Annotated in this window: 31 protein-coding genes; 9 read left to right on the top strand and 22 right to left on the bottom strand. The window is 70.4% G+C overall.

The annotated features are described in order from the left end of the window. Positions 1–2 precede the first annotated feature (2 nt). Positions 3–1091 carry a T3SS (YopN, CesT) and YbjN peptide-binding chaperone 1 gene (locus ACQP2X_RS49480; protein WP_498693411.1) on the top strand — a complete coding sequence of 363 codons (1089 nt, stop codon included), beginning with the start codon at positions 3–5 and terminating at the stop codon, positions 1089–1091. Between the two features lie 149 nt (positions 1092–1240). On the opposite strand, the gene ACQP2X_RS49475 is transcribed toward ACQP2X_RS49480, so the two are convergent. Both ACQP2X_RS49475 and ACQP2X_RS49470 read right to left on the bottom strand, forming a co-directional pair. Beyond that, entirely contained in the window at positions 1241–2989 is a 1749-nt protein-coding gene (locus tag ACQP2X_RS49475; protein ID WP_498693410.1) for a beta-propeller domain-containing protein, read from the bottom strand. 20 nt (positions 2990–3009) lie between these two features. Next, the gene (locus ACQP2X_RS49470) at positions 3010–3480 is read right to left on the bottom strand and encodes an Lrp/AsnC family transcriptional regulator (protein ID WP_498701323.1); all 471 of its coding nucleotides are present in this window, start codon (positions 3478–3480) and stop codon (positions 3010–3012) included. Positions 3481–3547: 67 nt separating this feature from the next. Here ACQP2X_RS49470 and ddaH point away from each other — a divergent pair, with 67 nt between their 5' ends. Together ddaH and ACQP2X_RS49460 are read left to right on the top strand one after the other, a co-directional pair. After that, the gene (ddaH, locus tag ACQP2X_RS49465) at positions 3548–4375 is read left to right on the top strand and encodes a dimethylargininase (RefSeq protein WP_498693408.1); all 828 of its coding nucleotides are present in this window, start codon (positions 3548–3550) and stop codon (positions 4373–4375) included. Positions 4376–4410: 35 nt separating this feature from the next. After that, positions 4411–4974, top strand: coding sequence for a bacterial proteasome activator family protein (locus tag ACQP2X_RS49460; protein ID WP_498693405.1), 564 nt, complete (start codon positions 4411–4413; stop codon positions 4972–4974). Here the strand turns inward: ACQP2X_RS49460 and ACQP2X_RS49455 are convergent. The 4 genes from ACQP2X_RS49455 to ACQP2X_RS49440 all read right to left on the bottom strand — a co-directional run bounded on the left by ACQP2X_RS49455 (position 4971) and on the right by ACQP2X_RS49440 (position 8743). Further along, complete coding sequence (locus ACQP2X_RS49455; protein WP_498693403.1) at positions 4971–5774, bottom strand: HAD family hydrolase; 804 nt, start codon at positions 5772–5774, stop codon at positions 4971–4973. The genes ACQP2X_RS49460 and ACQP2X_RS49455 overlap by 4 nt on opposite strands. Then, a complete protein-coding gene (locus ACQP2X_RS49450) occupies positions 5774–6586 on the bottom strand; it encodes an HAD family hydrolase (protein WP_498693401.1) in 813 nt (270 codons plus the stop codon). Before ACQP2X_RS49450 ends, ACQP2X_RS49455 begins: the two co-directional genes overlap by 1 nt. A gap of 107 nt (positions 6587–6693) precedes the next feature. Beyond that, positions 6694–7956, bottom strand: a complete 1263-nt coding sequence (gene serS, locus ACQP2X_RS49445; protein WP_498693400.1) for a serine--tRNA ligase — start codon at positions 7954–7956, stop codon at positions 6694–6696. Between the two features lie 34 nt (positions 7957–7990). After that, positions 7991–8743, bottom strand: coding sequence for a hypothetical protein (locus ACQP2X_RS49440; protein WP_498693398.1), 753 nt, complete (start codon positions 8741–8743; stop codon positions 7991–7993). A 67-nt stretch (positions 8744–8810) separates the two neighbouring features. Here ACQP2X_RS49440 and ACQP2X_RS49435 point away from each other — a divergent pair, with 67 nt between their 5' ends. The 3 genes from ACQP2X_RS49435 (at position 8811) to ACQP2X_RS49425 (ending at position 10439) form a co-directional block, all read left to right on the top strand. Further along, positions 8811–9239 (top strand): OsmC family protein, encoded by a 429-nt coding sequence (locus ACQP2X_RS49435; protein WP_097325388.1) that lies wholly within the window; start codon positions 8811–8813, stop codon positions 9237–9239. 75 nt (positions 9240–9314) lie between these two features. Next, positions 9315–9656 carry a metallopeptidase family protein gene (locus tag ACQP2X_RS49430; RefSeq protein WP_498701321.1) on the top strand — a complete coding sequence of 114 codons (342 nt, stop codon included), beginning with the start codon at positions 9315–9317 and terminating at the stop codon, positions 9654–9656. 48 nt (positions 9657–9704) lie between these two features. Further along, positions 9705–10439 (top strand): AIM24 family protein, encoded by a 735-nt coding sequence (locus ACQP2X_RS49425; RefSeq protein ID WP_498693396.1) that lies wholly within the window; start codon positions 9705–9707, stop codon positions 10437–10439. Between the two features lie 432 nt (positions 10440–10871). On the opposite strand, the gene pheA is transcribed toward ACQP2X_RS49425, so the two are convergent. The 5 genes from pheA to ACQP2X_RS49400 all read right to left on the bottom strand — a co-directional run bounded on the left by pheA (position 10872) and on the right by ACQP2X_RS49400 (position 14219). Further along, positions 10872–11819 carry a prephenate dehydratase gene (pheA, locus tag ACQP2X_RS49420; RefSeq protein WP_498693394.1) on the bottom strand — a complete coding sequence of 316 codons (948 nt, stop codon included), beginning with the start codon at positions 11817–11819 and terminating at the stop codon, positions 10872–10874. 18 nt (positions 11820–11837) lie between these two features. Further along, the gene (locus tag ACQP2X_RS49415) at positions 11838–12440 is read right to left on the bottom strand and encodes a hypothetical protein (protein ID WP_498693392.1); all 603 of its coding nucleotides are present in this window, start codon (positions 12438–12440) and stop codon (positions 11838–11840) included. 23 nt (positions 12441–12463) lie between these two features. Next, a complete protein-coding gene (locus tag ACQP2X_RS49410) occupies positions 12464–12853 on the bottom strand; it encodes an ACT domain-containing protein (RefSeq protein ID WP_498656101.1) in 390 nt (129 codons plus the stop codon). Positions 12854–12919: 66 nt separating this feature from the next. After that, positions 12920–13381, bottom strand: a complete 462-nt coding sequence (locus ACQP2X_RS49405) for a PAS domain-containing protein (RefSeq protein WP_498693389.1) — start codon at positions 13379–13381, stop codon at positions 12920–12922. A gap of 106 nt (positions 13382–13487) precedes the next feature. Beyond that, on the bottom strand, positions 13488–14219 hold the full coding sequence (locus ACQP2X_RS49400) for a hypothetical protein (RefSeq protein WP_097325493.1): 732 nt from the start codon (positions 14217–14219) through the stop codon (positions 13488–13490). Between the two features lie 300 nt (positions 14220–14519). On the opposite strand from ACQP2X_RS49400, the gene ACQP2X_RS49395 reads away from it, so the two are divergent. Continuing rightward, positions 14520–15716, top strand: coding sequence for an arginine deiminase (locus ACQP2X_RS49395; protein WP_498693387.1), 1197 nt, complete (start codon positions 14520–14522; stop codon positions 15714–15716). Between the two features lie 36 nt (positions 15717–15752). On the opposite strand, the gene ACQP2X_RS49390 is transcribed toward ACQP2X_RS49395, so the two are convergent. The 9 genes from ACQP2X_RS49390 to ACQP2X_RS49350 all read right to left on the bottom strand — a co-directional run bounded on the left by ACQP2X_RS49390 (position 15753) and on the right by ACQP2X_RS49350 (position 23944). Then, positions 15753–16487 (bottom strand): glycoside hydrolase family 16 protein, encoded by a 735-nt coding sequence (locus ACQP2X_RS49390; protein ID WP_498693386.1) that lies wholly within the window; start codon positions 16485–16487, stop codon positions 15753–15755. 152 nt (positions 16488–16639) lie between these two features. Continuing rightward, positions 16640–17518: a DUF5926 family protein gene (locus ACQP2X_RS49385; RefSeq protein ID WP_498693384.1), complete on the bottom strand. Its 879-nt coding sequence runs from the start codon at positions 17516–17518 to the stop codon at positions 16640–16642. A 38-nt stretch (positions 17519–17556) separates the two neighbouring features. After that, positions 17557–18777, bottom strand: a complete 1221-nt coding sequence (locus ACQP2X_RS49380) for a sensor histidine kinase (protein WP_498693383.1) — start codon at positions 18775–18777, stop codon at positions 17557–17559. A gap of 56 nt (positions 18778–18833) precedes the next feature. After that, a complete protein-coding gene (locus ACQP2X_RS49375; RefSeq protein WP_498693382.1) occupies positions 18834–19634 on the bottom strand; it encodes a glycerophosphodiester phosphodiesterase in 801 nt (266 codons plus the stop codon). Then, entirely contained in the window at positions 19631–19966 is a 336-nt protein-coding gene (locus ACQP2X_RS49370) for a rhodanese-like domain-containing protein (RefSeq protein WP_498693381.1), read from the bottom strand. Before ACQP2X_RS49370 ends, ACQP2X_RS49375 begins: the two co-directional genes overlap by 4 nt. Before the next feature lie 19 nt (positions 19967–19985). Beyond that, positions 19986–21194 carry an LCP family protein gene (locus tag ACQP2X_RS49365; protein ID WP_498693379.1) on the bottom strand — a complete coding sequence of 403 codons (1209 nt, stop codon included), beginning with the start codon at positions 21192–21194 and terminating at the stop codon, positions 19986–19988. A 102-nt stretch (positions 21195–21296) separates the two neighbouring features. Further along, a complete protein-coding gene (locus tag ACQP2X_RS49360) occupies positions 21297–22970 on the bottom strand; it encodes a monocarboxylic acid transporter (RefSeq protein ID WP_498693378.1) in 1674 nt (557 codons plus the stop codon). After that, positions 22970–23326: a DUF485 domain-containing protein gene (locus tag ACQP2X_RS49355; protein WP_498693377.1), complete on the bottom strand. Its 357-nt coding sequence runs from the start codon at positions 23324–23326 to the stop codon at positions 22970–22972. The genes ACQP2X_RS49360 and ACQP2X_RS49355 overlap by 1 nt, the downstream gene beginning before the upstream one ends. A 117-nt stretch (positions 23327–23443) precedes the next feature. Next, on the bottom strand, positions 23444–23944 hold the full coding sequence (locus ACQP2X_RS49350; RefSeq protein ID WP_498693375.1) for a flavin reductase family protein: 501 nt from the start codon (positions 23942–23944) through the stop codon (positions 23444–23446). 90 nt (positions 23945–24034) lie between these two features. Between ACQP2X_RS49350 and ACQP2X_RS49345 the strand changes: the two genes are divergently transcribed. Both ACQP2X_RS49345 and ACQP2X_RS49340 read left to right on the top strand, forming a co-directional pair. Beyond that, the gene (locus ACQP2X_RS49345; RefSeq protein ID WP_498693374.1) at positions 24035–24265 is read left to right on the top strand and encodes a hypothetical protein; all 231 of its coding nucleotides are present in this window, start codon (positions 24035–24037) and stop codon (positions 24263–24265) included. Between the two features lie 26 nt (positions 24266–24291). After that, positions 24292–24519, top strand: a complete 228-nt coding sequence (locus ACQP2X_RS49340) for a hypothetical protein (protein WP_498693372.1) — start codon at positions 24292–24294, stop codon at positions 24517–24519. A gap of 1 nt (position 24520) precedes the next feature. Here the strand turns inward: ACQP2X_RS49340 and ACQP2X_RS49335 are convergent, their stop codons facing one another. Together ACQP2X_RS49335 and ACQP2X_RS49330 are read right to left on the bottom strand one after the other, a co-directional pair. Next, positions 24521–26125 (bottom strand): ABC transporter permease, encoded by a 1605-nt coding sequence (locus tag ACQP2X_RS49335; protein WP_498693371.1) that lies wholly within the window; start codon positions 26123–26125, stop codon positions 24521–24523. Further along, positions 26116–26898 (bottom strand): ABC transporter ATP-binding protein, encoded by a 783-nt coding sequence (locus ACQP2X_RS49330; RefSeq protein ID WP_498693370.1) that lies wholly within the window; start codon positions 26896–26898, stop codon positions 26116–26118. Before ACQP2X_RS49330 ends, ACQP2X_RS49335 begins: the two co-directional genes overlap by 10 nt. Between the last annotated feature and the right edge of the window lie 4 nt (positions 26899–26902).

Genomic DNA, 26902 nt, shown 5'->3' with positions numbered 1-26902 from the left:
TCATGACGACAGAGAGCGCCGAGGGCGCGTCCACCGAGGCTGTTTTCCTGGACGAGCCGACCACGGCCGACCTGCGGGCCAAGGTCGTCGACGCGTGGCGTGAGTTCGGCAGTGCGCTGGCCGGCCTCCTTCCCACCCTGCAGGAGGGTGGGCACATCGATCTGACGCTCGACCCGACCGCCTCGGGCACCGGCATCGCCGTCTACTCGGTGAGCATCCGGGTGCGCGAGGGCGGCGTCGTCGAGGCACTGGCCACCGGCAACGCGGGGCTGCCCGAGGGCTACCGGATGGACCGCTCGTCGATCGGCGAGCTGGTCGCGCTCGGCTGGTCGCCGCCGGGAGTGCTCCCGGGCTCCGGCGACTCGTTCGGCCTGAGCTCCACCCAGGACAAGTCCGGCTCGTTCGCTACCGTCATCGCTCGCACCCTGCGTGACGTCTACGGCGCGCCCCACCCGGCCTTCCTCGTCTACCTCGTGCACGACGAGAACGACGAGCCGATCGACACCGCTCCGCTGGGCACGGCCCGGCACGAGCCCAGCATCGACGCCGAGCTCAGCCTCGACGACCTCGACGAGGACGGCACGCTGGCCGCCGCGCTGGCCGACGCCGCCGACGAGGTGGTGCCGCTCGACGAGCGGGTGCGCACGGTCGTGGCCACCATGTCCAAGACCACCGTCGACCAGCTGCAGTTCGACGCCGACGGCGACATCAGCATCCGGGCCGGCTCGGCAATGGTCTTCGTGCGGGTGCGTGACAACCCGCCGCTCGTCGACGTCTTCTCGCCGATCCTCACCGAGGTCGAGCCGACCGAGCAGCTCTACGTGAAGTTGTCCGAGCTGACCAACCGCATGCCGATCGGCCGCCTCTACTGCGCGCAGGACACGGTCTGGGCGTCCATCCCGGTCTTCGGCCGCAACTTCCAGGCCACCCACCTCATGCTGGCCGTGCAGGTGATGACCGGTCTGGCCGACGAGCTCGACGACCGGCTGCACGGCGAGTTCGGCGGCAAGCGCTTCTTCGGCGAGGGCGACAAGCCCGTGCCGCCGAAAGAGCCGGTCAGCGACGACCACCGCCCGGGGATGTATCTCTAGACGAAGAAGGGTGGGGCCCGTCCCGCCGGTCACGCGGGGCTGAAACCGCGACCGGTCGGGGCGGGCCCCGGCTCATGGCCAGGTCGCTTGGCGGCGACCCAGGTGAGGGGCCGGGTCGCTTGAGGGCGACCCAGGTGATGGGGGCCGGGTCACTTCATGGCGACCCAGGTGATTCGGTCCAGGGTGGACGCGTTCGAGGCGAGCAGCCCGGAATCGGACACCGACCACAGCACGTCGCCGATCACCAGCGAGCGGCGCACCGGGCCGGCCATGGTCAACCGGTCCGGCGACTGCAACTGATCGCCGGTGACGCGCAGGGCGAGCGGCCCGTCCGAACGGGCGTCGCTGATCGGCACCACCAGCAGGGACGTCACCTCCCACCACAGCACCGCGTGCGGGTCGATCTCCGCCTCCGACATCGACCCGGGCACGACGTGCTGGTCGAGGCGGCGCGGCGCGGCCGGATCGCTCACGTCGAACAACGAGATCTGGGTGCCGAGCGACCGGCCCTCGGCCGTCGCCTCCTGCCCGATGCCGATCAACCGGTTCTCGCCGACCGGCTGCAGGTGCGCCGAATAGCCGTTGATCTTCAATTCGCCGGTGACCCGCGGGTGGGCCGGGTCGGCCAGGTCGAGGCTGTACAGCGGATCGGTCTGGCGGAAGGTGACCACATAGCCGCGGGGGCCGGTGAAACGTACGGAATAGATCTGCTCGCCCTTGCCCAGACCGCCCACCGATCCGACCTCGGCGAGCTTCCCGCCGCTCTCCTTCAGGACCCGCACCGCCGAGCTGTCCGTCGCCGGGTCGGTCGTGGCCACCCGCAGATGACCGTCCCATTCGGACATCGAGTATTGGTTGAGCAGCGTGCCGGGCACCTTGCCGGCCGCGACGTACACGGGCTTGCCGTTCGGCGGCAGCGTGAAGCGGTAGATCTCGGTATCGCGTCTCGGGGCGGTGTCGCGCGCCGAGGAGACCATCCGCCGGAATCCCGGGCTCTCGTTGTTGGCGATGTAGAGGCTGCTCGCCGTCGCGTAAACGGCGTCACCGTCGGCGACGAGCGCCACCGGGGAACCGTCACTGAGCGCTGTCGCGTTCAGGTCGAAGGTCAGCACCCGCAGCATCGAGGCGCCGGTGAACGTCTCGGGCTTGCTGACCTGGGAGCAGTCGAGCTTGCCGGTGGCGCGCTCGGAACCGGTCGTGATCTCCCACGCCGGGACCCACGAGTCAATCTGCGGGGTGCTGCTCAGCACGACCCGGGCCACGCTGCCGGTCTGCCGGGCGTCGACCAGCGAGCCGTCCCCGCGATAGCGGCTGAGCAGGCGCGGCGTGCCGGTCAGATCGACCAGCAACACCTCGGACCGGCCGCTGTCCGGTCGCATCAAACGGGCCGAGTCCTTGAGGTACGAGGGTCCGCCGTCCACGAGCACAAGCGCGTGATCACCGGAGAGGAGCACCTTCGGCTCGCCGAACGACTCGATGCCGAGATCAAGATGCCCGGTCTGGGTGCGGCTCGCCGCGTCGACCACCTTCAGGACGCCGCCGGTGACGGTGACGATCCGCCGGCCGTCGGTCTTGACGATGTCGGGCTCGTCGGCGCCGGCCTCGTGCACGTTGGTGCCCGAATGCGACTTGGCCGCCGGAACGCCGCCCCGCGCCTGGTCGGGCATCGCCCGCATGTCGTCGATGGCCACCGGCTCCCGGCCGTATTTCTTGGCCGCGGCCCGCAACTCCCTTTCGAGCTGGGCGCAGGAGTCGAAGGCGACGAGCTTCAGGGCGGGCCGCGCCGCGACGGTGGACGGCGGCGACGAGGACGACGTCGAGGAGGGAGCCGGCGAGCTGGTGCAGCCGGCCAGCGGAAGGACGGCCAGTGCGGCGAAGAGCCAGGATCGACGCGACATGTCCGGTTGGACGTGGCTTCCTAGGGAGCGGTTCCCTCCGGCGCCGGAACGGGCGTCGGCGTCTCCACCAAGCGGGACAGCACGATCATGCTGCGGGTGGAGGTCACGAACGGCTCGGCCCGCAGCTTCTCCAGCGCCTGCTCGAGGTGGCCGATGTCGGCCGCCCGCAGATGCACCAGCGCGTCCGCCTCGCCCGAGACCGTGTACGCCCCCACCACCTCGGGATGGCGCCGGGTGGCCACCGTGATCTGGGCCGGAGTCGTCCGCCCGGTGCAGAAGAGCTCGACGAACGCCTCGGTCGTCCACCCCACCGCGGCCGGGTCGATCACCGTGGTGAAACCCTTGATCACCCCGCTCGATCGAAGCCGGTCGACGCGGCGTTTCACGGCCGGGGCCGACAGCGAGACCTTGGCCCCGATCTCGGCGTACGACGATCGCGCGTCAGCCACCAGCAACGCAACGATTCGCTGGTCTACCGCGTCCATCTGCAACGATTCGCCTCCGATGAGCAAGATTTCTCGCTGTTTCGTGCGCCCGAGCCTACCTACGCTCTAGGTCATGAACCACAGCGAGCGCCAGCCGCGGAATCGGACATATCTCATGTGTCCCCCGGAGCATTTCACGGTCGAATACGCGATCAACCCCTGGATGGACACGACCGTCCCGGTCGACGCGGCGCTCGCGGTCAAACAGTGGACGATTCTGCGCGACACGCTCGGCGACCTGGGCCACACCGTGCACGTGCTCGACCCCGTGCCCGGCCTGCCCGACATGGTCTACGCGGCCAACGGCGCGTTCTCGGTCGACGGCGCGGTCTACGGCGCCCGTTTCCGCTATCCGGAGCGCGCGGCCGAGGCCGACGCGCACGCCGCCTTCTACGGCGCCGGCGGCTGGCGCTTCGCCGGGCCGGCCCACATCAACGAGGGCGAGGGCGACTTCGCCTATTTGCCGGCCGCCTACGGCGGCCTCGTCCTGGCCGGCCATGGATTCCGTACGGATCCGAGCGCGCACGCCGAGGCGCAGGAGGTGCTCGGGCGCCCGGTGCTGTCGCTGCGGCTGGTCGACCCGGCCTTCTACCACCTCGACACGGCGCTGGCCGCGCTCGACGACCGGACCATTGCGTACTACCCGGGCGCCTTCTCCGCCGGCTCCCAGCGGGTGCTGGCCCAGCTCTTCCCGGACGCGGTGATCGCCGACCGGGCCGACGCCGAGGCGTTCGGGCTCAACCTGGTCAGCGACGGCCGGCACGTGATCCTCAACACCGAGGCGATCGCGATGGGTGACCGGGTGCGCGCGGCCGGCTACCACCCCGTGCACGTCGACCTCTCCGAGCTCAAGCGTGGCGGCGGCAGCGTCAAGTGCGCCGTGGCCGAGCTGAGGCCGTAGCGGATGTTTGGACCGGGTGCGGGAAGATAGACCGCATGACCGACGAGAACCGCACCGTGGAGAAGCAGGAAGACGGCTCCGTGATCGTGGTCGGCCCCGATGGGCGCCCGCTGGGCACCATGGACGCCGACGGCAAGCTCGATCCCGAGGCGCCGGGCAACCTGATCGAGCAGCCCGCCAAGGTCATGCGGATTGGCAGCATGATCAAGCAGCTGCTCGAGGAGGTGCGGGCGGCGCCTCTCGACGAGGCGAGCCGGGGCCGGCTCCGCGAGATCCACCAGCGGTCGATCACCGAGCTCGAGGACGGCCTCGCGCCCGAGCTGCGCGAGGAGCTCGAGCGCCTCTCGTTGCCGTTCGAGGGCGACACCCCGCCCAGCGAGGCCGAGCTGCGCATCGCGCAGGCCCAGCTGGTCGGCTGGCTCGAGGGTCTGTTCCACGGCATCCAGGCGGCGTTGGTCGCCCAGCAGATGGCGGCCCGGCTCCAGCTCGAGCAGATGCGCGGCGGCGGGGGCGCCCGGCCCGCGCTGCCCATGGGCGCGCTGCCCGGCATGCCCACCCAGCCGCAGGGTGAGGGCGGCCGGACGGGTCAGTACCTCTAGGGGAGGTCGTAGAGGTCGCGCAGATATTGCGCGACCCCGTCCTCGTCGTTGGTCAGGCCGACCTCGTCGGCCACCTCTTTCACCGCGGGGTGCGCGTTGCCCATCGCCACCCCGTGCCCGGCCCAGGCCAGCAGCGGGATGTCGTTGGGCATGTCGCCGAACGCGACGACCTCCTCGGCCTTCACGCCCTCGTTCTCGCAGAGCCAGGCCAGGCCGGCCGCCTTGGTGACGCCGGCCGCGGAGATCTCGACCAGCGCCGTCGACGACGAGTGGGTCGTCTCGGCCACGCCGCCCAGCGTGCGGCTGACCAGTTCGAGGAACTCGTCGGGCTGGTGCGCGGCCGAGCGGGCCAGCAGCTTCACGGCCGGCGCCGAGGTGAGCTCCTCGGGGGTGGACAGCACCCGTACATGCGGATGGTTGTCGTTCTCCCAGCGCACCGGCCACGCCTCCTCGTACCAGAAGGCGCGGCCGTCCTCGACCTCGACCGCGAGGGCCACGTCGGGCACGGCCTCGCGCAGCTTGGCGCTGACGTCGAGCAGCAGGTCGACCGAGAGCGGGTCGGCCCTCAGGATCTCGTCGGTGTGCGCGTCGTAGACCACCGCGCCGTTGGCGCAGACGGCCGGGACCGGCGCCTCCATCTGGTCGAAGAGCTGCTTCAGCCAGCGGACCGGCCGGCCGGTCACCACGACGAACGGCACGGGAAGGTTGTCGAGCACCTCGATGGTCCGCTTGCTCAGCGTTCCGTCGGTGTGGATGAGGGTTCCGTCGATATCCGAGGCGACCAGCTTGAAAGGCGACATCACCTCGACAGTAGCCGGTCGAGGTACACCGCCACCCCGTCCTGATCATTGGTGAGAGTCACGTCATCGGCCACCGCGAGCAGCTCGGGATGGGCGTTGCCGACGGCCACCCGGCCCCAGCCGGCCCAGGCGAACATCGGCAGGTCGTTGGGCATGTCACCGAAGACCAGCACGTCGGCCGGGTCGACGCCGACGGCCTCGGCCACCACGGCCAGGCCGGTGCCCTTGTCGACGTTCGCCGGGCAGATCTCGACGTAGTTCAGCCCGGCCTGGGTGACCGAGGCCACGGCCGGCGGGACGAGGCGCCGCGCCACCGCGAGGAGCTCGTCGACGTCGTACGCGAAAGACCGGGCGAAGGCCTTGATGACCTCGCCCGTGCAGCACTCGGCGCGGGTGCGCGGCTCGACGACGACCGGGTAACGCCAGGTGGGGTCGTAGTCGCCCCAGAGCGGCGAGTCGTCGTGCTCCAGCGCCTCCACCATGACGGACAGCGGCCCGGTCTCGGCCTCGATCGCGGCCAGCACCTCGCCCAGCACGTCGCCGCGCAGGCGGGACCGGAGCAGATAGCTGGACTCGGCCTGGTCGAGCACCCAGCCACCCTGCGCCATCACGAGGAAGTCGGCGTCGCGGATGTCGTTGCGGGTGAGGGAGGTGAGACGGGGGCCGCGCCCGGTGGCGCCCACGACCCGGATGCCGGCGGCCCGGACGCGATCGAGGACCTCATGGGTGTACGCGGACACGGTGTCGTCGCTGCGAACCAGCGTGCCATCGAGATCGGTCGCGACCAGTTTGGGGAGTCCAGGCTTGACCATCGATACCTCCGGGGTGTCACAACCCCCGCGGAGGGCGGAAGGAGAACGGTACACCCGCCCGGCTACCAGCGGCTATGACTTCTGGTAGCCGGACGGTGTATTACCCGTTAGCGCGCGGGTTCGAGAATGTCCCGGCCGCCGAGGTACGGCTGAAGCGCCTTCGGGACGCGCACCGAGCCGTCCGGCTGCTGGTGGTTCTCGAGGATCGGAATCAGCCACCGGGTGGTCGCGAGCGTGCCGTTGAGCGTGGCCGCGGTCTGCGGCTTGCCGTCCGCGTCCCGGTAGCGGATGTTGAGCCGGCGGGCCTGGAAGGTCGTGCAGTTCGAGGTCGAGGTGACCTCGCGGTAGCGGCCCTGCGACGGCACCCAGGCCTCGCAGTCGTACTTGCGCGAGGCGCTCGATCCGAGGTCGCCGGCGGCCACGTCGATCACCCGGTAGGGGATCTCGACCTTGGCCAGCATCTCCTCCTCCATCGCGAGCAGGCGCAGGTGCTCCTCGGCGGCGTCCTCCGGCTTGCAGAAGGAGAACATCTCCACCTTGTCGAACTGGTGCACCCGCAGGATGCCGCGCACGTCCTTGCCGTACGACCCGGCCTCGCGCCGGTAGCAGGACGACCAGCCCGCGAAACGCTCCGGGCCGCTCTCGAGGTCGATGATCTCGTTCGAGTGGTACGCCGCCAGGGCCACCTCCGAGGTGCCCACCAGGTAGAGGTCGTCGGCCTCGAGCCGGTAGATCTCGCTCGCGTGCGCGCCCAGGAAGCCGGTGCCCTCCATCGACTCCGGCTTGACCAGCGACGGCGTGATCGACGGGACGAAGCCGTGCTCCACCGCCTGGGCGATCGCCATCTGGAGCATGCCGAGCTGGAGCAGCGCGCCCACGCCGGTCAGGAAGTAGAACCGCGAGCCCGAGACCTTGGCCCCGCGCTCGGTGTCGATCGCCCGCAGGGCCTCGCCGATCTCGAGGTGGTCCTTCGGGCTCTCGATGGCCGGGATGTCACCGACCTCGCGCAGCACGACGAAGTCGTCCTCGCCGCCGGCCGGCACGCCCTCCTGCACCACGTTCGGCACGGCGAGGTGGGCCTGGCGCAGCGCCTCGTCGGCCGCGGTCGTCTCAGCCTCGGCCGCCTTGACCTCGGCCGCCAGCTCCTTCGTCCGCGCGAGCAGGGCGGCCCGCTCGTCGCCGGAGGCCTTGGGCACCTGCTTGCTCAGCGATTTCTGCTCGGCCCGGATCGCCTCGAACCGCCGGGTGGCGGAACGGCGCGCCTCGTCGGCGCGCAACAGGTCGTCCACCAGCTCGGTGGACTCGCCGCGCACTCGCTGGCTGGCGCGGATCCGGTCGGGGTCGTCGCGAAGCAGACGCAGGTCAATCACGATTGACGAGCCTACCGGCGACCGGGCCCGATCTTCATCCGGATATGCCGTCCCCGTAGGACGTGAACGGCTTGGCCGGTGCGACAGTCAGGTCGAGTGGAGCGTCCGGCTGTTTTTCCTCGGCCTCGACAGGGCGGCGCCACGTCCAAGGCTCGACCGAGGCGGGCTTCTCGTCGTCGTCCACCTTGTCCGGCTGTCCGAGGTAGCGCCCGGCCAGATAGAGGGCGGCCAGGATCAGCGCCATGGCCACGAGAGCGCACCAGAGGCCCCGCCCGTAGGTCAGAGAGATCTGGTCGTCGTCGAGCGCGATCTCGTAGACCCGGTCGATCGCGCCGCTGCTGTCACCCAGCTCGGCCGCGAGCGCGATGAGCAGGCCGAACGCCGTGCCGGCGACGCTGAGACCGGCCAGCCGGGAATAGCGGCGGCCGGCGTGGGGGCCGAACATGGTCAGCACCACGGCCGGGACCACGAGGAAGAGGCCGATCACATAACCGGTGCCGAGCGCGCCCAGGTCGCCGAGGCGGGCCGCGACCGCGCGCTGGCCCACGTCACCGCTGAGCACCTCGGCGTCGACGGTGGTGACCTGCCACTCCGAGAAGAGCGAGGCGAGGGCGGCGACGCCGGCCAGGGCCGCGAGCAACGGGACCACCCGCCGGTCGCTCGCCAGGTCACGGAAGGAAAACCCGGACTGCCACCGCCGCTGACGGGAGGGCGGCTCCGGGCCGAACTCGACCACCGACTCGGCCGGGGCGACGCCGAGGTCGATCGGCTGTTGCTGCGCGGGCATGTGAACCATGATGACGGGTGCGCAGGTCCCCCGGCCAGCGGCCGAACGATGGACTAGCGTTCTGGATATGCCTATTCGTACCGCAACCGCCCGCTGGCAGGGGAACCTCACCGAGGGTTCCGGCACGATCAAGACCGGCAAGGGTGGCATCCAGGGGAACTACTCGTTCAAGTCGCGCTTCGAGGAGGGCGAGGGGACGAACCCGGAGGAGCTCATCGGGGCCGCGCACTCCGGCTGCTTCTCGATGGCGTTCTCCAAGGCCCTCTCCGACGAGGGCTTCACGCCCAACTCGGTCGAGACCGTGGCCAAGGTGCACATGGACAAGACCGACGCCGGCTTCAGCGTCACCCGCATCGACCTCGAGACCGTGGGCGACGTCCCCGGCATCGACGACGCGGCCTTCCAGAAGATCGCCGTCGCCGCCAAGGAGGGCTGCCCGATCTCCCGGCTGCTCTCGCCCGGCGCCGAGATCACCCTCAGCGCCAAGCTGGCCTGATGTTCTAACACCGGGGCGCTTGGTCCGTACGACAGATCGGGCGCCCCGGGCACAATAGGTGGCGTGCCGGTCGAGATGAGCGCCGAACGCTTCGAGGAACTTGTCGGTGAGGCCCTCGACGAGGTGCCGCCCGAGTTGATGCGCATGATGAACAACGTCGTGATCATGGTCGAGGACCTGCCCCCGGACGGCACCGACGACCTGCTCGGCCTCTACGAGGGCACGGCGCTCACCGACCGCGGCTGGGACTACGCCGGCGTGCTGCCCGACCGGATCACCATCTTCCGCCTGCCCACGCTGAAGATCTGCGACTCCGAGACCGACGTGATCGACGAGGTCGCGATCACCGTGGTGCACGAGATCGCCCACCACTTCGGCATCGACGACCACCGCCTGCACGAGCTCGGCTGGGGTTAGACGCGCCCTCTTACCCTGGGCTCAAGGAGCCACAACAGGAGGACCTTCATGCGCAGTGAGCTTTTCTCGGCGGAGAACCTCGAGGTCGAGTCGGCCCAGCCCGGGCTGCGGCTGCAGAACTCCAAGCTGCTCAAGGCCGAGCTGAACGGCGAGTTCATGGCGCGGGTCGGCTCGATGGTGGCCTATCAGGGGCAGGTCCACTTCGAGGCGCTCGGCTCCGGCGGCATCGGCAAGTTCCTCAAGCAGAAGATGACGGGCGAGGGCGTGCCGCTCATGCGGGTGAAAGGGCACGGCGACGTGTTCCTGGCCGAGCGGGCGGCCGACATCCATCTCATCGACCTCGAACCGGGCGACGCGCTGTCGATCAACGGCGCGAACGTGCTGGCCTTCGAGTCGTCCCTGAAATACGACATCAAGATGGTCAGCGGCGCCGGCATGATGTCGAACGCCGGCCTGTTCAACTGTGTCTTCACCGGCCAGGGCCGGATCGCCGTGACGACGCACGGCACGCCGGTGGTGCTCACCGTCGACCAGCCCACCTATGTCGACCCGCAGGCCGCGATCTGCTGGTCGGCGAGCCTGCAGACCGGATATCACCGAGCCGACCAGCTCGGCCTCGGCACGCTGCTGGGCCGCAGCACGGGCGAGCGTTTCACGATGAGCTTCGCAGGTCAGGGCTTTGTGGTGGTCCAGCCGTCGGAGGAGCCCCCTGGCGGCTTCGCCGGCTTGGGCGGAGGCAACCAGCAGGGCGGCGGCGGCATCTTGGGCAACCTGTTTGATTGAGCTGGCTCAGCTGGCTGGTTGAGCTGGCTGGCTGAGCTGGCTGGCCTCGCTTCGCTCGGCGGGCACTTCGCCCTGAGAGGCAAATGAGATGAGCCCGGTTTTCCAACGCCGCACACCCCGCGGCGTCGGAAAACCGGGCTCATCTCATTTGCGGGCGAAGTGCGACTTTGGTTGCGGTTAGAGCGAGATGCGGAGAAAGCTGTGGGCGGAGTGCGACTTTGGTGGCGGTTAGGGCGAGATGCGCAGCAGCTGTGGGCGAAGTGCGACTTTGGTGGCGGTTAGGGCGAGATGCGGAGAAAGCTGCGGGCGAAGTGCGACTTTGGTGGCGGTTAGGGCGAGATGCGCAGCAGCTGTGGGTGAAGTGCGACTTTGGTTGCGGTTAGGGCGAGATGCGCAGCAGCTGTGGGCGGAGTGCGACTTTGGTTGCGCTTACTAAGTGCAATCGCCCGAGCGGAGCTTTGCCAGCCAGGCCGCGGAGTCGGCGAAGTCGGTCTTGGCCAGGCCGCGGGGGGCGGCGACCGGGGGCTCGGGGATCAGGCGGTGGCGGGGGTAGCTGCCTAGGAAGCGGACGTCGGCGCAGATGCGGCGCAGGCCCTGGAGGGCCTCGCCCAGCTGGGGCTCGGCCACGTGGCCGGTGCAGTCGAGGAAGAAGACGTACGTGCCCAGCTGCTCGCCGGTCGGGCGGGACTCGATGCGGGACAGGTTGATGCCGCGCACGGCCAGCTCGGTGAGCACTGCCAGCAGGGCGCCGACCTGGTCGCGCCGGATCGAGACGGCCAGCGACGTGACGTCGTCGCCGGTCGGCTCGGCCGGGCGGCCGGGGCGGGTGAGCAGCGCGAACCGGGTCACCGCGTCCTGGTGGTCGGCCACCTTGTCGGCCAGCACGGTCAGGTCGTTGCGGGCGACGCCGATCGGGGCGCAGAGCGCGGCGTCGTGCTCGCCGGCGGCCGCGCTGATCGCGGCGGCCGCGTTGGAGAGGACGTCGACGATCACCGCGTCGGGCGCGTTGGCCCGCAGCCAGTTGCGGCACTGGGCCGACGCCTGCGGGTGGGCGGCGATCGTCCGGAGCCCGCCCAGCGGCGTGAGCTGCCGCGCGGCCAGCACGAACTCGACCGGCAGCACGACCTCGCGCGTGATCACCAGCGGGGCGCCGGTGACGAGCTCGTCGAGGGTGACCGGGATGGCGCCGCCGACCGAATTCTCCAACGGCACCAGCGCGGCGTCGGCGTCACCGGCGCGGACCGCCTCGAGCGCCTCGGGCACGCTGCGGGCGGGGCTGCGCAGCCCACGCTCGGCCGCGGGGATGGTGCGCAGGGCGGCCTCGGTGAAGGTGCCCTCCGGGCCGAGGTAGACGAAGCGCGTGGGCGGCGTTCCGGGCATGACCGGAAGTCTAGGGCGTCAGAAGCCGCAGGCGAGCACGCGGATGCCGGGCGGCGCGCTGTTCTGCACCGGGTCGATGCAGACTTCCGAGCCGGCCGCCACCCGGGTGAGGGTCGCGCCCGAGCCGGTGGCGACCACCAGGAAGGGGTCCTCTTCCACACCTTTGAGACCGAGAGCCGTGTACGACCACGTGCCCGAGCAGCGCGGTCCGTCCTGCACCACCAGCGCCATGTTGGCCATGCCCTCCTCCTTCTTGGCGAGGGCCACGATCTCCGCGCCGGTCGGCGCCGTCGTGCACTTCGGGGCGTGCGAGGGCGTCGGGGTCGGCGATTTCTCGGTCGGCGCGGTCGTGGGTGACGTCGTCGTCGCGAAGGTGGCCGGGGGGATGGTGGCCGGCGGGATCGTGATCGTGGGGTAGGCGGTCGGGAAGGTCGTCGGGGGCGGGTTCACGGGCTGGGTCGCCGGTGCGGGCAGGGCCAGCGACGGGTCCAGCGGGACGGGCGCGGCGCTCGCGGTCGCGTACGTCGGTGAGGTCGGCTGCGGCTGCGGTGGCTCACCGCAGGCCGCGAGGAGCGCCGGCCCCAAGATGATCAGGGGAATTACCCGTGTGCGGGGGAACACCCGGACATGCTAAGCCCGATCGATCAGGACGCAATGCGATGACCGGCGGCGTGCAGAGTGTCCATGGCCTCGGTGAGGCGGACCGCCGGAACCAGCAGGTAATCGGTGGTATAGGTGGAGAACGTCACAATGTTGACGCGGGCGTCGGCCAGCGGGCCGATGAGCGAGGCCAGGACGCCGGTGAGGGCGAGGTCGAGCGGCCCCACCACGCGCAGGCAGCGCCAGGCGGTGTCGGCCGTGGCCCCGTCCGGCACCCGGTCGCTGGGGCAGATGATCGACAGCTCCTCCGGCGCCCAGCTCAGCGAGATCACGCTCTTCTCGTCCGGCCCCTCGTTCAGCGAAGCAGGAATCGGTGAGCCGGCCGGAAGGCGGCACACCGCGTACTCCCCTGGTAGCAGGTCGAGATCGAGCATGAACGCAGACTACGTTTCGAGGTCATTTCTGCACATGCCCGAGTGGTGCGGTAAACACCACAGCGGCTAATAGCGCACCGGGGAGAAGAAGGTCAGCGACCCGGCCACGCGCTCACCGTCGAACAGTGGCGTGGCGATCGCGTCCACCGTCAGCGGCGGCTCGCCCGGGCTCGGCACGACGCGGAGCAGACCCCGGGCCAGGCGCTCGCTGCGGACAGCGAGCAACGGCGGGATCTTGTCGGCGTCGGACTCCTCGAGCTCGCCCGCGCCGGCCGTGAAGTCGATCAGGTGCAGCACCCCGCCCAGCGGTTTGCCGATCACCTCCGGCGGCTTGCCCAGCCCGAGCAGCTCCGCGGCCGAGGCCGAGAGGGCCTGGATGGTCGTGGAGTTGTCGATGATCAGGCACGGCTCGGCGGCGGCCGCGACGGTCGCCGTCCACCTCTCGAGACTGGGGACGAACTCGGCCTCGGACGGTGTGCGCGCCTGGGGGACGAACGCTCCGGAAAGTGAGAGTTCGACGTGCGCCACCCGGTCCTCCTCGCTCCTGCGGATCAACGGCGGCGCCGCGGCCGCGACCGGTCACCCGGGCGCTCGCCGCGGCGATGAAGCCGTCGACATTCAACCGCAAGGAACGTTACCGGCGTGCCGGACGCTTGTCAGCGGCCGTTTGTCCGTCGGCGTGCCAGCGATAGTCGCCGGCCGGCCGGTACGGAGCGTTGGCCCAGGTGGCCGGGTGGTTGGCCACGGCCGAGAGCTTGCCCGCGGTGGCCGGCGAGATGCGGGCGCCACCGGCGATCAGCAGGCGGTCGAGCTCCTTGTCGGTGGAGACCAGCACCTCCTTGGGGAGGCCGTGAACGCTGATCACGCCCGATCCGACGAAGGTGAGCACGGGAGTGACGGGCACGCTCAGGCCGACCGCGGCGGAAAGGGCCTTGCTCGCGCGGCGGGCCTCGCGGCGGGCCTCGGCCACGTACGCCGGGCGCTTGCCGTTGATCTGGACCACGTCACCGGCGATGAGCACGCGGGCGCGGCCGTGGTCGGCGACGGTCACCGCGTAGACCCCGCCGGGGCCGATCGCCAGGAATCCGGCACGGTCGTCGGCCGGGTCGGGCTCGTAGTGGCCCAGGGCGTCGGTGCGCGGCCAGTCGACGATGTGCCACGCCGGACCGAGGCGGTCCAGGCGGGTGAGAGCTCGGTTACCCGCGGCCTCGAGACGACGGGCGTCGCGCTCGGAGCGGCGGCGCTTGAAGTACTCGGTGGGCGACGGGCGGTTCGGGGCCTCCAGCGCCGCGGGCTGCGCGAGAGGGCGGTCGATGAGGCTGGTCGGCTTCGCGGGCAGAGCAGGGCGTGCAGGGAAGACAGTCACTTCGACCTCCGGCAAAAGGTCCTTCGGGCTCTCTTTTCACTACCGTAAGTGCTCGACCCCCTACGGAAGCAAGACACCAGGGCGGAAAGAAAGGGGAGTGAGTGGGGATGAATGCCGCATTCACGCATCGCGACTTCTTGCGGATGGTGCATCTTGGCGCCCGTTCCCCTGTTCGACTGGTTCTCGGACAAAGTTAGTCGGAGAGCCGGGTTCATGCACAGGTGTCTCATGATCTAGACCGAACGTCATCGAACAACCGCGAGGAGTGCTGGGAGATCGACTGGGGAGTACGGTCGGGCTGTGGCGCACTACGTCGACAGCGAGGTTGGCAGGCTCCGTACGGTGCTCCTGCACCGGCCGGGACCCGAGCTGGCCCGATTGACCCCCCGAAACAACGATTCGCTGCTGTTCGATGCGATCCCCTGGGTCGGGCGGGCGCAGGAGGAGCACGACGCCTTCGCGGCGGCCCTGCGCGAGCGCGGTGTCGAGGTGCTCTACCTCGGTGACCTGCTGGCCGAGACGCTCGCCATCGCCGAGGCCCGCGAGGAGCTGACCGCCGGGGTGCTGGCCGACCGCCGGCTCGGCGACACCCTGCGCGACAGCGTGGGGCGCTACCTGGCCGATCAGGACCCGCGGCGCCTGGCCGACGTGCTCATGGCCGGGCTGGCCCACGAGGAGCTGAAACCGGGGCCGGGCGGGCTGGTCTACGAGCTCATGGACCGCCACGACTTCGTGATCGACCCGCTGCCCAACCTGCTGTTCACGCGCGACTCCTCGGTCTGGGTGCGTGACCGGGTGGCGGTCACCAGTCTCGCCATGCCGGCCCGCAACCGGGAGACGACACTGACCCAGGCCATCTACCGTTATCACCCGCGCTTCGCCGGCGCCGAGCTGCTCTACGACCCCGGGCTGGAACATCTCGAGGGCGGTGACGTGCTGCTGCTGGCGCCGAACGTGCTCGCCATCGGCGTCGGCGAGCGCACCACCCCGGCCGGCGCCGAGCGGCTGGCCCGCAGGGTCTTCGCGGCCGGGCTCGCGCACACCATCCTGGCCGTGCCGATCGCCCAGGAACGGGCCACCATGCACCTCGACACGGTCTGCACGATGGTCGACGTCGACGCCGTGGTCATGTACCCGAACATCGCCGACACCCTGCAGGCCTACACCGTGAAGGCGGACGCCGACGGTGAGCCGCGGGCCCGGGGTCCGAGGCCGTTCCTCGAGGCCGCGGCCGAGGCCATGGGAATCGACCGGTTGAGGATAATAGATACCGGTCTGGACCCGGTCACCGCCGAGCGTGAGCAGTGGGACGACGGCAACAACACGCTTGCCATCGGGCCTCGGCTCTGCGTGGCTTATGAGCGAAATGTCGAAACCAACGCCCAGTTGGAGCGGGCCGGCATCGAGGTCGTGCGGATCAGCGGCAGCGAGCTGGGCAGTGGCCGAGGCGGCCCGCGCTGCATGAGCTGCCCGATCGAAAGAGAGCCCCTCGGCTGAGAGCGGCAGCGGCAGCGGGAGCGGCAGCGGGAGCGGCTAAGAGCAGGTGACGCGGGAGACGATCAGCTCCGGCGCCGGGACCGGCCCGTCCACCAGGTCGGCCCGGTCGGGGAAGTCGAAGACGGCGATCTGGAGCTGCATCGGGTATTGCGGAGCCTGTTCCACGCGCCTGACGACCTCGCCGTCGATCGTGAAGGCCAGCGACTCCCGGCGCCACCTCACGCCGTACGAATGGAAGTCGGAAATGTCCAAGGAATGTGTGACAGTTCCCCACTCTTCGATCAGGTGGGGGTCGCGGAAACGATGCAGGCCCATGCCGATCTCATGCGGGGCGGTGCCGAAGACCTCCATCACGCAGATCTCGGCGGACAGCTCGGGCGCGGTCTCGATGCCAGAGAGCCAGAACGCGACCATCGACCGCGGCGTGATGACGCCTCGCATCGTGATCTCGATGTCGCCGTACAGCGGAGTGCAGCCCCAGAACTCACCCTGCTCCTCGCGGACCTGAAGCCCGTCGCGGAAGGGCTGGCCGCCGATCGTGCTGCCGACCGGCCCGGAGTAGTTGGCACTCTGGATGCCGGACACGCGCAGCGGCGTCTCGTGCACGCCCTCGGCCCACAGCGGCTGGTCGGGGGGAATGCTCAGACGGAGCTCCCCGCCGCCCACTTCGTAGGTCGCCGCCGACTGCGCCCGGGAGCTCCAATGCGGCAAATACCACGGAACCCAGACAGAGCGGTCCAGCTCCGGAGAGGTGAACCGCTCGTCCAGCACTGACCCGAGTCCTTCCCGCTAACGCAACCAAAGTCGCATTGCGCCCGTCGGTGTCGAGGGCCCCAAAAACGGCTAGGCGCAGCCGAGGGCGTTTTTGGCGCCCTCGACACCGGCCTCTTGGGGCGCAATGCCCGCCGAGCGGAGCGAGGCCATCAACGGAGCGTCAGTTGGCGGCCGATGAGTCCCTGCTTGGCACGGCGGGCGTCGGCGTCCAGCGGGCCCGTCTCGGCCAGGATGTCGGCGTAGCGCTTGGCGAAGTCGGCCAGCGGGGCCTCCCAGTCGGCGCCCTCGGCCTCGCCCGGGATGTCCCAGACGGGCACGAGCAGGCCGTGGGCCCGGAACATGCCGGCGAACTTCGTGTTCTCGCCCAGCAGCAGGTCGCCCGAGGCCGACAGGCGGGCCAGCGCGTCGAGCGCCTTGTCCTCCGCCTCGGGCAGCACCCAGCGGACGTGACCCTTGTCGGGGGCGACCCGGCACCAGTACGCCGCGTGGGCGCTCTGCAGGCGCACGGTCGGATAGATGGAGGCGTTCGCCCGTTCGAGGGACGCCTTCACGTTCGGGTCCTCGGCCTGCTCGGCGTCGAGCCAGTACTCGAAGCCGTCGTGCATGGTGATGTCGAGAGGACCGTCGACCAGCACGTCCTGCAGGCGCGGGCCCTCGCCGGGCAGGGCCGGCACCGACACCGTGTCGCCGGGCTCGGTGCGCAGCGCGCTGAGGATCGCCACCGCGAGGTCGCGGGAGACGTCACCGGACTGGACGTGCCGCTGCAAGCCGATGAAGACCCGGCCGTCCTGGCGCGTCATCGCCGGCCAGGCCATCGGGAGCACCGTCGAGAGAGTAATTGGGCGGTCCCCGTACTCCTCGATGATCTCGGGCTTGAGGGTCAGCGGCGCCGACGCGGCCGGGACGAGCTCACGAAGCGCGATCCACTCCGGCTCGTCGGCCATGCCCTCGAACGGCCGGGCGACGAAGATGTCCCGCACCTTCTCGCGTTTCGGTGCTGACTGGCGTTGATTGCGACGCTTGCTCACGGCGACACAGCCTAGGCGGTGAAGGGCCCCGTGTCTTTTCAGGCTCGCGGGAGACGGACCTCGGCCGTGGTGCCGCCGCCCTCGCGCGGGCGCAGCGACACCCAGCCGTGCTGGCGCTCGACGAGCCGGCGCACGAGGTAAAGCCCCAGGCCGGCGCCCGGGTGGTGTTGCCGGTCGCCGGACTCGGCCTGCCAGTAGCGCTCGAAGGCCCGCTCGACATGCTCGGGCTTGATGCCGGCGCCCCGGTCGGAGACCCGGAAGCGCAGCGTCTCCTCGTCCGCGCCGGCGCAGAGCTCGATCAGGGAGTCGGCCGGCGAGTATTTGTCGGCGTTCGTGGTCAGCTCGGTCAGGATCGTCGCGATCGAATCTCTTTCCCCGTACGCCTTCGGGAGCTCCGCCGGAAGATTGCCGATCAGCATGCGCCGGCGCAGGTCGGCCGGCAGCTCCTCGACCGCGCCCCGCAGCGTCTCGGGCAGGTCGAACGGCCCGGCCGGCGAGCCGCCGATCTCGCCGTCGTCGCTGGCCGCCGAGAGCAGGCGGTCGACCAGGCGGGCCAGCTCGCCGGCGCGGGTGCCGATGATCCGCACCGCCTCCTGGCGGCCGTCCTCGCCGAGCGACTCCCAGTGGTTGGTCAGCGTGTCGGCGTACCCCTTGATCACCGTGACCGGCGTGCGCAGCTCGTGGCTGGTGACGGCGACCCAGAGGTCGCGGGCGTCCTGGCGGGTGGCGCTGTGCACCGGCAGGCCCGCGCGGGCCGCGTAGAGCCGCCCCACGTGCGCGGCGAGCAGTTCGAGCACGGCGTGGTGCTCCGGACCGGGCTCGCCGTCGCCGTCGCCGTCGCCGTCGCCGTCGCCGAAGCCGTCACCGTCGCCGAAATAGACATGCAGGGAGCCGACGATCGCGTCGCCCACCTCGCAGCGGGCGCCCAGCATGCGGCGCACGTCGCCGCCCTCGACGTGCTTGGCGAACTCGTCGTTCAGCGAGTCGAGCGGGATGAGCAGCGTGCGGCCGCCGCGCAGGCGCGAGTCGGCCCGGTCGACCCGGCGTCCGATGGCGGGGGCGCAGGCGCCGGTGGCCGCGATGATGCGGCCGTGGTCGGGCGCGTACTCCGCGAAGCCGGCGCCGAGGCCGCCCAGCGCCTCCTGGGCCAGCCGGACGACCTGGTGCAGCGTGGGCAGCCCCGTCTCGCCGGCGTTGATCCGGTCGAGGAGGGCGATCTGACCTCGCGTCAGCGCGCTGTAGTCGGGGCGGTCCGGCATGCTTGCGAGTGTGCCTCGCTTCCCTGTCTTTGGGCAGGGCTGCGAAGTGGCGTACGTCACATTTCGGCGAGGCGGTCGAGAACGAAGCGCGGCCGGTCGGTGATCACGCCGTCCACCCGCTGCTCCAGCACCAGGTCGAGGTCGGACTTATCGTTGACCGTCCAGACGTACGCCTGATGGCCGGCGGCCCGGATCGCGGGAATCAGACCCGGGCGAGCCCGCACGAGGCCGACACCCGGCCCGGCGATGCGCGCGCCGAACGGCAGCCGGCCCCGGGACACCCCCACGCCCGGCGGCAGCAGCTCGACCAGGTAGACCGTGGGAATGGTCGGCGCCTGGGCCCGGACCCGGCGCAGGGCCAGGGCCGCGAACGACATCACCGTCACCCGGACGGGGTCGTCGGGACGCTGGTCGGCCAGCCCGTGCCGGCGCAGCATCTGCACGAGCCGCCGCTCGACCTCGGCGCCGTAGCGTGACGGATGCTTGGTCTCGATGAGTAGCCGCACCTGCCGGCCGCTGTCACGCACCGCTTCCAGCAGCCGGTCGAGGGTGAGCAGCCGGGTCAGATCGGGCAGCGGCTCCTCGTCCACCGGATAGCCCGGATGCCACGAGCCGAAGTCGAGCGAGTCGAGCTGGGCCAGGGTCTTGGTGCTGACCAGACCGCGGCCGTTGCTGGTGCGGCCGAGCCGCCGGTCGTGCACGCAGACCAGGTGGCCGTCGCGGGTGAGCCGGACGTCGCACTCGAGCCCGTCCACACCGTCCTTCAGCGCCTGCAGATAGGCCCCGAGGGTGTGCTCGGGCAGCGCGTCACCGCCGCCACGGTGCGCGAAGACCAGAGGACGGTAATCGTCTGTCACAGGACGCTGGGTGGCTGACCGTTCTCACTGACAACCTCGCGGCCGGAAGCCTTCCAGGACTTCATGCCGCCGTCGAGGTTGCGCACGTTGTCCCAGCCGTTGCCCATGAGGTACGACACGACCTGGCCGGAGCGGCCGCCGGAACGGCACACCACCACGACCTCGACGTCGGTCGGCACCTCGGCCACCCGGGCCGGGATCTCCATCATCGGGACGTGGTGGGCGCCGGGCGCGTGGCCCGCCGCCCACTCGTCGGGCTCGCGAACATCGAGCAGGTAGGCGCCGTCCTCGACCTCGACGGCGGTCACGCTGGGAACTTGTGGTCCGAACACGGCATTAAGCGTACGGGGGTCAGCCACCGGTGGTGGCGGTCGACCCCTTCTTCAGGTTGGCCGACATCCACTCGGTCATCTGGTCGGACGCGACCGCCTTGTAGAGCCCCAGCGCCTTCTCCCGGTCGGAGACCACCACGGACTGCCCGGCGATGGTGTCGGCGCCCTTGTTGGGGCTGGTGATGAAGGTGAGGTTGTCGCCGCGGACGCCGCGCAGCTCGGAGGCCATGTCGGTCAGCGAGAAGTCGTTGTCGACGGTGACGGCGGCCGTGACCGCCTTGAGGAACGAGTTGAGCTTGCCGGGGTTGGTGATCGTGCCCGAGCTCGTCGCCTTCGCCATCAGGGCCTTGAGGAACTCCTGCTGGTGCTGCATGCGGGCGAAGTCGCCACGGGCGAACTGCTTGCGCTGACGCACCCAGTCGAGCGCCTGCTCGCCGTTCATGTGCATCATGCCCTTCTTGAACACCCGGTGCGGCTTGTGGATCGACGTGATGGTCTGCTCGACCTTCAGGTCGACGCCGCCGAGCGCGTCGGTGACCTCTTTGAAGCCGCCGAAGTCGATCGCCATGACGTGGTCGATCTTGACGTCGGTCATGCACTCCACGGTGTGCACGGCGCGGGGCAGGCCACCGAAGGCGAACGCCGCATTGATCTTGGCGCGGCTGCCGTCGGAGCACTCGGCGTCATTGCTCTTGGGAATGGTGACCCACAGGTCGCGGGGGATCGAGATGAGCTGGGCGCTCTTGTGGTCCTCGGGGACGTGCATGAGGATCAGCGTGTCGGCCCGCCACTTGCCGGCGCCGTCGTCCTTGGCGTCCGGGTCACGGGAGTCGCTGCCCACCAGCAGGATGTTCTGCGCGCCCTCGATCGCCTTGGCCGGGCGGTCGGTCGATATGCCGGAGAAGGCGTCGGTGCGCTTGAGGTCCTGGTCGAGGTTGCGGGCATATCCGTAGAGGGAGATGCCGGCGATGACCGCGATGATCAGCAGCGCCAGACCGGCCAGCAGGGCGATGCGCTTCCAGCGCGGCCGCGGCCGGTTTCCCCGGTACGAGTTGCCGGTGCCGCCGCCACCGGCGGGCGGGCGGCCACCGCCGCCACCGCCGCTGCCACGGGGCGGCCAGTCCTCTCCCGGCCCGGACGGGCGCGACGGACGTGCCGTGGCCCGGCCCGCGGGCGGAACGGAGGCTCTTCCCGACTGATTGCCGTACGGAGAGGTGGGAGCAGACATGAAAGCAAGGTTACGGACCCCGCGCCCGTTCGCCTCGTCTTAACGGGCGACGCGGCACGAAGGGGGGAGAGGACTCCTCTCCCCCCTTCATATTTCCCCAGGTCAGTGCGCGCCGTGTCCGGTCAGCGACCGGACCTCGAGCTCGGCGTACTTGTCGGCGTCGGTCTCCTTGGAGATGACCGTGCCGATCCAGCCGGCCAGGAAGCCGGCCGGGATCGAGATGAGGCCCGGGTTCGACAGCGGGAAGAAGTGCCAGTCGTGGTCGGGGAACATGGCCGTCGCCGAGCCGGAGACGACCGGCGAGAAGAAGACCAGGCCCACGGCCACGATCAGGCCGCCGTAGATCGACCACATCGCGCCGGAAGTGTTGAACCGCTTCCAGAACAGGCTGTAGAGGATCGCCGGCAGGTTGGCCGAGGCGGCCACCGCGAACGCCAGTGCCACCAGGAAGGCCACGTTCAGGCTCTGCGCGAAGATCGAGAGCGCGATCGCGACAGCGCCGATGACCAGGGCCGAGATGCGGGCGACCCGCACCTCGTCCCGCTCGGAGGCCTGGCCGCGCTTGATGACGTTGGCGTAGAAGTCGTGCGCGAGGCTCGACGACGAGGCCAGCGTCAGACCGGCCACCACGGCCAGGATCGTGGCGAAGGCGACCGCCGCGATCACGGCCAGCATGATCGCACCGCCGGTGTCACCACCGAAGTAGTCGATGCCGAGCGCCTGGGCCAGCTGCGGCGCGGCGGTGTTGCCGGCCTTGTCCTGCGCGGTGATGTTCGTGCCACCCACCAGGGCCGCCGCGCCGAAGCCGAGGGCCAGGGTGAACAGGTAGAAGGTGCCGATGATGCCGATCGCCCAGAGCACGCTCTTGCGAGCGATCCGGCTGGTCGGCACGGTGTAGAACCGGGTCAGGATGTGCGGCAGGCCGGCCGTGCCGAGCACCAGCGCGATGCCCAGCGAGAGCAGGTCCATCTTGCTGTAGAAGGTGGCCGACGCGCTGGCCGTCTCGACGCCGTAGCGCAGTCCCGGCTCGAGGAAGGCGTCGCCCTTGCCCGACTGCGCGGCGGCGTCACCGAGCAGCTCGGACAGGTTGAACTTGTAGTGCGCCAGCACCAGGATCGTCATGAGCAGGGCGCCGGTCATCAGCATGAAGGCCTTGACGATCTGGACGTACGTCGTGCCCTTCATGCCGCCGACCACGACGTAGACGATCATCAGGGCGCCGACCAGGATGATCGTGGCGACCTTGGCCGTGTCCGCGTCCATGCCGAGGAAGGTGGCGCCCGGCTTGATGCCCAGCAGGAGCGAGACGAGCGCGCCGGCGCCGACCATCTGCGCGATCAGGTAGAAGATCGACACGACGATGGTGGAGACGCTGGCCGCGGTCCGCACCGGCCGCTGGCGCATGCGGAACGCCAGCACGTCGGCCATCGTGTACCGGCCCGAGTTGCGCAGATATTCGGCGACCAGCAGCAGCGCCACCAGCCAGGCGACCAGGAAGCCGATCGAGTAGAGGAAGCCGTCGTAGCCGTAGAGCGCGATCAGGCCGGCGATGCCCAGGAAGGACGCCGCCGACATGTAGTCGCCGCCGATCGCCATGCCGTTCTGGAAACCGGAGAACTGGCGGCCACCGGCGTAGAAGTCGGTGGCGGTCTTGGTCTGCCGGCTGGCCCAGATCGTGATGCCCAGGGTGATCGCGACGAAGACCAGGAACAGCGTGATGGTGAGCCCGCGCGAGGAAGAGGCGGTGGCCTCGGCGGCGAGGAAGTGCGGTTCCATCAGGCGTCGCTCCCCTTGTCCTTGTCGCCGCCGTTTTCGATCTCGTCGTAGATCTGCTGGGCCAACGGGTCGATCTTCTGGGCCGCGTAGCGCGAGTAGTACCAGGCGATGAGGAACGTCGAGAGGAACTGGAGCAGGCCGAAGACCAGCGCCACGTTGATGTTGCCGACGATCTTGGTGCTCATGAAACCGCGGGCGTACGCGGAGAGCAGGACGTATAGGGCGTACCAGAGGAAGAACGCGGCCGTCATCGGGAAGACGAAGCTGCGGACGATGTGGCGCAGCCTTCCGAACTCCTCGGACTGCTGGACGGCCACGTACCTCTCGGCGGAGGTCGAGGGCACTTCGGTAGTCACCGGGTTTCACCACCTTCGGGTGGGGCGGACTTTCCGGCAACGTACGGAGATTGCGGGCCGGTCACTGACGCCCGGTCGGCCGCTGCGCCGAGTGGCCGTCTGACTGCGCCCAACGGGTCACAGCTCCCGGTATCTCCCTCGATAGTGGATCAGCGGGCCGGCCGGGGAATCGACGGTGATCGTCTCGATCACGGCCTCGACCAGCAGCGCCCAGCCGCACGCGCGCGACGACTCGAGCCGGCAGCCGGCCCAGGTGCCGTGGCCGGCGGGCACCGGGCCGTAGTCGGTGCCGATCCACTCGTCGCCGGCGAAGAGGCCGCCGGGCGCGGGCATGAGGCCGGCGAAGCGGTCGGCGACCTGCCGGTCGGCCGGGGTCAACGGGATCACCGCGAACCGGCCGCTGCTCTCCACCGCGTCCCAGAAGTCGCTCTCGTCGTCGATCAGGCCGAGGACCCGGCCCGGCTCACCGTCGGCGATCAGCGCCGACGAGACGGTCAGCCCGGCCGGCCCGGGCGTGGTCCAGAGGGTGACCGGGCTGGCCAGCCGTCCGCGCAGGCGCCGGACCGCGGACTTCTCCTCGTCCGGGGTGGCGAAGGGATCGGTCGAGTGAATCGTCACGCTGACCATTCTGGCTTTGCTTACAGAAGGTGCACGACCCTATCGGCCAACATTGATCAACAACTATCTTCCTACGGGAGGAGGTCGCCCGTGCATCAGCAAGTGCAGTTGCACCCGGGAGAGGTGCTGCTCGTCGGCGCCGACGCGAGTGTGCAGTTCGAGGGCGCCCGGGCACTCACCTTCCGGCTGATCCGGGTGGACACGCGCAGCACGTACGACGGCTGGCTGTGGCTCGAGGGATACGTGCTCGGGCCGACCGGCGCGGCCCTGCAGCGCCGCCGCATCTTCGTACGCCGTGAGGGTCTTCGCCCCGCTCTCTGAAAAGTTCCTGGATGTAACGTGTGCCAATGGATGAGGCGTTGCCGCGGCCCGGCGAGGTCATCTACGTGGGCGGTGCGGCCAGCGTCCAGTTCCAGGGCGAGCGGGCACTCACCCTGCGGGTCATCCGTGTCGACCCCCGGCTGACCTACAACGGCTGGCTCTGGATCGACGGCTACGTGCTCGGGCCGACCGGCGAGGCGGTCGAGCGGCGAGTGATCTTCGTGCGGCAGGACGGCCTGGTCAAGCGGCGCTGACTCACCGTCCGGCGGTGACCGCGGCCAGCACCTCGGGCGTGCGTCTGTCCAACGTGTCCCCGGCGACGCCGGCGCCGATCAGATAGGCCGCGCAGCCGTAGGCCGCGCCGACCGGCAGGCCGAGCCACAGCCAGATGTCGCCGAGGAAGAACCCGACGATCAGCAGCGGCGCCGACACCACCACGGTGGCCGCCATCGCGCCCAGCGTGAGCAGGCCCTTCGCCACCCCGCCGCCCGAGGAGACGGCGAACGGGCTGGTCGTCTCGGGCAGCGGGTACGCCGCGAACACCGAGACCGGCAGGACCACGCCGAGCCCCACCCCGTACGCCGCGATCAGGCCGCCGAGCTGCGCGGCGATCGCCTCGGGCCGCCCGCTCACCAGCGCCACCACGACCGCGACGACCACCAGCAGCGGCACCGTGAACAGGGCGTGCGCCGCGGCCCGGGAGTGGATCTCGGTGCGGCCGGGCACGCCCGCGGTGATGTTCGCCGCGTACGCGCTGCCCTCGTAGCCGAACTGGTTGGCCAGCGCGATCGCGGCCAGCGCGCCCACGAACAGCGTCATGGGCCCCGGCGTCCCGCCGCTCATCGAGATCGAGAGCGGCAGGAACAGGCCGACCACGGTGAAGGTGATCAGCGAGGCCCGCCGCCGGGTCTCCCGCAGCCAATAGCGGACCTCGCGCGCGACCAGCCCGCCGAACCGGGTGGCGGGCAGCCGGCCGAACAGCAGCCGGTCGACCGGTGATCTCGTCTCGACGGCGCCACCGCCGCGCCCACTGCCGGCGGCGCCGAGCACCGCCCGTTCCAGGGTCGCGCTCCACCACCACAGCAGTCCGGCCACGGCCAGCACGACGATCAGGAGCTTCAGGGGTACGGCCCAGGGCCGCCCCGCCGCGACGTCGAGCCCCATCGACCACGGTGCGCCGAGCGGCGTCCACCCGGCGATGTCGGCCACCGTGCCGAACGCCGCCCAGTCGGCCCGCTCCAGGCCGGCCAGCACGGCCAGCTGCAACGGGCCGAGCAGCGCGGCCGTCACGGCGAGCAGGACCACCGCCATGTCGCGCGAGCGCCGCGACCGCAGCCCGGTGGCGAACGCGCTGGTCACCGCCCGGCTCACCGCCACACAGAGCAGCAGCCCGGCGATGATCCCGGCCACCTGGGTCAGAGCCGCGGCAGCGCCGCCGAGCTGCGCGGCCGTGCTGACCGTCCCGGCCGTGGCGACCAAGGTGGCCACCGCCGGCAGCCCGACCAGCGCGGCGGCGAACAGGCCGGTGATCAGCGTGCGGCGGCGCAGCGGGAAGAGCGCGAAGCGGGCCGGGTCGAGCGACTCGTCCACGCCGAAGAAGACCAGGGGCAGCACCACCCAGCCCAGCACCAGCGCCGCCCCGCCGAGCGGCAGCAGCGTGGCCGCCGCCTGCTCGTCGCCGAGGACACCGGGCACCGCGAAGATCGCGTAGCCGGCGACCGCGAAGAGGCCGGAGAACAGCAGGCCGGTCACGAACAGGGCGATGCGCCCGGGCCGGCCGCGCAGCCCGTTGGCGATGAGCCGCAGCTTGAGCCGGACGAACGGCAGTGGGGATCGGGACGACACCGAGGTCAGAGCCACGCCAGCTCCGAGCCGGTGGCCACGCGGGCGCCGACGACCTGGACGAAGACCTCCTCCAGGGAACGGTCGCCGCGCACGGCGCCGAGCGTGCCGTGCATCCGCAGCACGCCGTCGGAGAGGATGGCGACGTGCGAGCAGAGCCGCTCGACCACCTCCATGACGTGGCTCGAGAAGATCACCGTGCCGCCGCCGGCCACGTACCGCTGGAGGATGTCCCTGATCCGCGCGGCCGAGACCGGGTCGACCGCCTCGAACGGCTCGTCGAGCACCAGCAGCCGCGGCGCGTGCAGCAGCGCGCAGGCCAGGCCGATCTTCTTGCGCATGCCGGCCGAGTAGTCGACCACCATCGTCTTGTTGGCGGTGCCGAGCTCAAGCACGTCGAGCAGCTCGCGGGCCCGCTGGTCGACGGTCGCGGCGTCCATCCCGCGGAGCAGGCCGTGATAGGCCAGGAGCTCGGCCCCGGTGAGCCGGTCGAAAAGGCGTACGCCATCCGGGAGGACACCGAGCCGGGCCTTCGCCGCGGCCGGGTCGGCCCACACGTCGTACCCCAGAAGGAAAGCCTGACCGGCGTCGGGCCGGAGGAGACCGACGGCCATCGAGAGGGTCGTGGTCTTGCCGGCGCCGTTGGGGCCGAGCAGGCCGTAGAACGAGCCGGCCGGCACGTCGAGGCTGACGGCCGAGACGGCCAGCTTCGTATCGAAGCTCTTGACTAGACCGCGGAGCGACATGGCCGCTGGTGGTTCCTCACCCGAACGCTGCGCCGGCACGGTCATGTTT

Origin of the sequence: Actinoplanes sp. CA-131856 (genome assembly GCF_050956135.1) — a bacterium.
In the GTDB taxonomy this organism is placed as follows: domain Bacteria; phylum Actinomycetota; class Actinomycetes; order Mycobacteriales; family Micromonosporaceae; genus Actinoplanes.
The sequence above is the reverse complement of the archived record's forward strand: the minus strand, read 5'-3'. Positions and strand labels throughout refer to the sequence as shown.

What these genes read in the sequence shown, in the direction of transcription:
- ACQP2X_RS49480 (WP_498693411.1), top strand. Translation starts at nt 3, where the DNA reads ATGACGACAGAGAGCGCCGAGGGCGCGTCCACCGAGGCTGTTTTCCTG.
- ACQP2X_RS49475 (WP_498693410.1), bottom strand. Translation starts at nt 2,989, where the DNA reads ATGTCGCGTCGATCCTGGCTCTTCGCCGCACTGGCCGTCCTTCCGCTG.
- ddaH (WP_498693408.1), top strand. Translation starts at nt 3,548, where the DNA reads ATGAACCACAGCGAGCGCCAGCCGCGGAATCGGACATATCTCATGTGT.
- ACQP2X_RS49460 (WP_498693405.1), top strand. Translation starts at nt 4,411, where the DNA reads ATGACCGACGAGAACCGCACCGTGGAGAAGCAGGAAGACGGCTCCGTG.
- ACQP2X_RS49455 (WP_498693403.1), bottom strand. Translation starts at nt 5,774, where the DNA reads ATGTCGCCTTTCAAGCTGGTCGCCTCGGATATCGACGGAACCCTCATC.
- ACQP2X_RS49450 (WP_498693401.1), bottom strand. Translation starts at nt 6,586, where the DNA reads ATGGTCAAGCCTGGACTCCCCAAACTGGTCGCGACCGATCTCGATGGC.
- ACQP2X_RS49440 (WP_498693398.1), bottom strand. Translation starts at nt 8,743, where the DNA reads ATGCCCGCGCAGCAACAGCCGATCGACCTCGGCGTCGCCCCGGCCGAG.
- ACQP2X_RS49435 (WP_097325388.1), top strand. Translation starts at nt 8,811, where the DNA reads ATGCCTATTCGTACCGCAACCGCCCGCTGGCAGGGGAACCTCACCGAG.
- ACQP2X_RS49430 (WP_498701321.1), top strand. Translation starts at nt 9,315, where the DNA reads ATGAGCGCCGAACGCTTCGAGGAACTTGTCGGTGAGGCCCTCGACGAG.
- ACQP2X_RS49425 (WP_498693396.1), top strand. Translation starts at nt 9,705, where the DNA reads ATGCGCAGTGAGCTTTTCTCGGCGGAGAACCTCGAGGTCGAGTCGGCC.
- pheA (WP_498693394.1), bottom strand. Translation starts at nt 11,819, where the DNA reads ATGCCCGGAACGCCGCCCACGCGCTTCGTCTACCTCGGCCCGGAGGGC.
- ACQP2X_RS49410 (WP_498656101.1), bottom strand. Translation starts at nt 12,853, where the DNA reads ATGCTCGATCTCGACCTGCTACCAGGGGAGTACGCGGTGTGCCGCCTT.
- ACQP2X_RS49380 (WP_498693383.1), bottom strand. Translation starts at nt 18,777, where the DNA reads ATGCCGGACCGCCCCGACTACAGCGCGCTGACGCGAGGTCAGATCGCC.
- ACQP2X_RS49365 (WP_498693379.1), bottom strand. Translation starts at nt 21,194, where the DNA reads ATGTCTGCTCCCACCTCTCCGTACGGCAATCAGTCGGGAAGAGCCTCC.
- ACQP2X_RS49360 (WP_498693378.1), bottom strand. Translation starts at nt 22,970, where the DNA reads ATGGAACCGCACTTCCTCGCCGCCGAGGCCACCGCCTCTTCCTCGCGC.
- ACQP2X_RS49340 (WP_498693372.1), top strand. Translation starts at nt 24,292, where the DNA reads ATGGATGAGGCGTTGCCGCGGCCCGGCGAGGTCATCTACGTGGGCGGT.
- ACQP2X_RS49330 (WP_498693370.1), bottom strand. Translation starts at nt 26,898, where the DNA reads ATGACCGTGCCGGCGCAGCGTTCGGGTGAGGAACCACCAGCGGCCATG.